The organism is Sutterella parvirubra YIT 11816, from assembly GCF_000250875.1.
In the GTDB taxonomy this organism is placed as follows: Bacteria; Pseudomonadota; Gammaproteobacteria; order Burkholderiales; family Burkholderiaceae_F; genus Sutterella; species Sutterella parvirubra.
On sequence record NZ_JH605011.1, the window covers coordinates 17046 to 19784 of the forward strand.

A 2739-nucleotide genomic window follows, 5' to 3' on the forward strand; every position below is an offset into this window, starting at 1 on the left:
GGCGCCGCGGTGACGGTCGCGGACGAAGCTTCCGGCACCACCCTCACGCTTCAGGGGCTCGACGTCACCTTCGGCGAACTCTCCGAAGCGGGCGGCGCCGCCGCTTGGCGCACACAACTGGCGGCGGACGCGCTCTCGGGCGAAGTGACGGGCTCGGCGCACCTCGACTGGTCGACGCCCGCGCGCGGCCTCGTGTTGGCCGGCCTCGCGGCGGAAGGCCGCGGGCTCATAGAGTCGCGCGAATGGTCCGGGCGCCTCAACGCCGAAGAAGTCCTTTGGACGGGCCGCACGGCGAACGCCCGCAACCTCACGACCGAGCTTCGCGCCGCGGGGACCGAGTCGCTCCGCATCACGCTCCCGAAGGCGTCGTGGGCGGACAGCAAAGTCGAAGCCCCGCAGGCGCAGGCCGCCCTCACGGCGGACACCGCCGACGGCCGTTGGGAGGCGAACCTCACCGCGGACCTCCTCCGCCAGGACATCTGGGCGATGGAGAACCTCACGCTCGGGACGCGCTTTGCCGGCAACGGCGTCGCCGCCGCGCCCGCGATGAGCGAGCTGCGCGGCCGCATCCGCATGCCCGGGACGCTCCCCGGCGAAGTCGCCCTCGAAGGGCTCTTCTTCGGAAGCCCCGCCACGGTGTCGGCGCGCATTCTCCCCGCGGAAGAGACGGACGCGTCGGACGGGCGGACGCGCCCGCTCGTTCTCGCCGAAGTGACGACGGGCGTCCTTCGCGCGGGCCCGCTCTCGGCGCTTCTTTGGCGCCCGGACGTGCTCACGCGCTTTGACCTGCGCGGGCGCATCACGATGGAAGGCGTTGCGGAACTTCCCGCCGTGCGCGCGCTTCGCGCCGACGCGGAACTGACCGGCGGCGAACTCAACTTCCCCGGCGCCAAGGCCGAGATCCTGGGCGGCACCGCCGACATCGCCGCGCACGTCGACGCCGCGGGCGCCTGGCGCGCGGCCCTGCGGCTCCGGAACGCCCGCGCGGATGCGGCCTTCCGGGGCGACGCCCTCGTGCCGCTCTCCGGGAAGCTCTCGGCGGACGCGACCCTGACGGGCGACCTCACGGCGGAGAAGCGCCTCGCGCAGATCGACGGGACCTTCCGCATCGAAGAAGGCGCCTTCGCGGGGATGGACCTCGCGGCGCTCCGTGCGACGCTCCTCGCGGACCAGCCGGACCGTGCGCCCTCGCATTCGCTTCAGCCCGAATCCTCCACCGCCTTCACCGAACTCACCGCCGCCTTCGCGCAGACGGGCGAAGACCCGCTCCTGATTTCGAACGGCAAGCTCACCGGCCGCGGCTGGAGCGCCGACGTGACGGGCGAGCGCTCGGGCGAAGCCGCGAACGCCCGCTGGTCGGTGCGGCTCGCGATTGCGGTCCACCCCGAAGACGAAGAACCCGGCTTCCCGCTCCCTGCGCTCGCGATCTGGAAGGCGGGCGCCCCGCAGTGGTCGCTCGACTGGCCGAGCGCCTTGGCCGCGGTGCATGAAGCGAAGGGCGAGCCGCCCCTGACGGTCGAGGGCGTCATCCGAAGCGCGAAGCGCGCGGCCGAGGACTTCTGGAATTCGTTGGGTTCCAAAGAGTGGAAGCTCCCTGAACTCCCCGAATTCAAGCTCCCCGAACTTCCCGACTGGAAGCTCCCCGACTGGGTGCCATTCGGTCAGGACGGGAAGGATGAGCCGGCAGAAGCCGGGAAGCCCAATCCCGTCTGACGCTCCCGACCCCGACACGACGACGGCCCGGTGAAAACCGGGCCGTCAGCATTTCAGGTCGGAGAATTTCGGCTCAGCGGCCGAGCGCGTCCCTCAGGAACGGAATCACCCTCGGGTCGACGAAGCGTTCGTACTCGTCCTTCCCCAAGCGGGCGACTTCGCGCACGAACGAGCTGCTCACGAAGCGGAAGTCCTCCGCCGCGGGCATCAGCACCGTTTCGACTTCGGGCATGAGGAGATGGTTCATCCCCGCCATGCGCGCTTCGTATTCGCCGTCCGCGGCACCGCGCACGCCGCGCACGATCCAGCCGGCCTCCTCTTCGCGGACGAAGTCTTTCAAAAGCCCCGAGAAGGCCTCCACCCGCACGTTCGGGTGGTCGGTGCAGACGGTGCGCACGGCGGCAAGCCGCGCGTCGAGCCCCATGAGCGGCGCCTTCCCTTCGCTTGCCGCCACGGCGACGACCAACTCATCGAAAAGCAGCGCCGCACGGGAGATGAGATTCTGGTGACCCAGCGTCACCGGGTCGAAGGTGCCGGGATAGACCGCCCGGCGAATGCGCCGCTCGATCATGCCTGCGCCTCCTTGTTCTTCAATGCCTTGGCCTTGCCCTTCACCTTCGGCAGCTTCGCGAGCATGCTCATGTGCGAACCCTCGCGGGCGAGAAGTTCGAAGGCGACCTGACCGGCGCGGCCTTCGCGCACGCGCACGAACCCGAGTTTGCCGAGCGTCTCCTCCGGCACCGGGGCCTCGGGGCTCTCGACGTAGACGAGGCCTTCGGGCGCGAGGGCGCCCCTGATCGCACCGATCGCCTTTTCCTGGAGGTCGCGCGCGAACGGGGGATCGATGAAGACGAGGTCGAAGGATCCGGCGGCCGCGCGCTCCAGAAACCCGAAGGCGTCCCCCACCGTCACGCGCACGCGGTCTTCCGCGCGCACCTTCGCGACCGTCTCGCGGATCGCCGCGGCGCAGGCGCGGTCGGTTTCCACCGCGTCGACGGAAGCGGCGCCGCGGCTCGCGGCTTCGAG

The 2739-nt window shown here is 70.7% G+C and carries 3 protein-coding genes; 1 reads left to right on the plus strand and 2 read right to left on the minus strand.

The features are described 5' to 3' along the window. Positions 1 to 1713: translocation/assembly module TamB domain-containing protein (locus tag HMPREF9440_RS08790; protein WP_008543438.1), on the plus strand; the 1713-nt coding region annotated here is incomplete at its 5' end. Positions 1714 to 1786: 73 nt separating this feature from the next. Here the strand turns inward: HMPREF9440_RS08790 and coaD are convergent. Further along, complete coding sequence (gene coaD / locus HMPREF9440_RS08795; protein WP_008543439.1) at positions 1787 to 2284, minus strand: pantetheine-phosphate adenylyltransferase; 498 nt, start codon at positions 2282 to 2284, stop codon at positions 1787 to 1789. Beyond that, positions 2281 to 2739, minus strand: a 459-nt coding sequence (locus HMPREF9440_RS08800) for an RsmD family RNA methyltransferase (RefSeq protein WP_040765382.1), incomplete at its 5' end; no start/stop codon positions are given. The genes HMPREF9440_RS08800 and coaD, both read right to left, overlap by 4 nt.

What these genes read in the sequence shown, in the direction of transcription:
- coaD (WP_008543439.1), bottom strand. Translation starts at nt 2,284, where the DNA reads ATGATCGAGCGGCGCATTCGCCGGGCGGTCTATCCCGGCACCTTCGAC.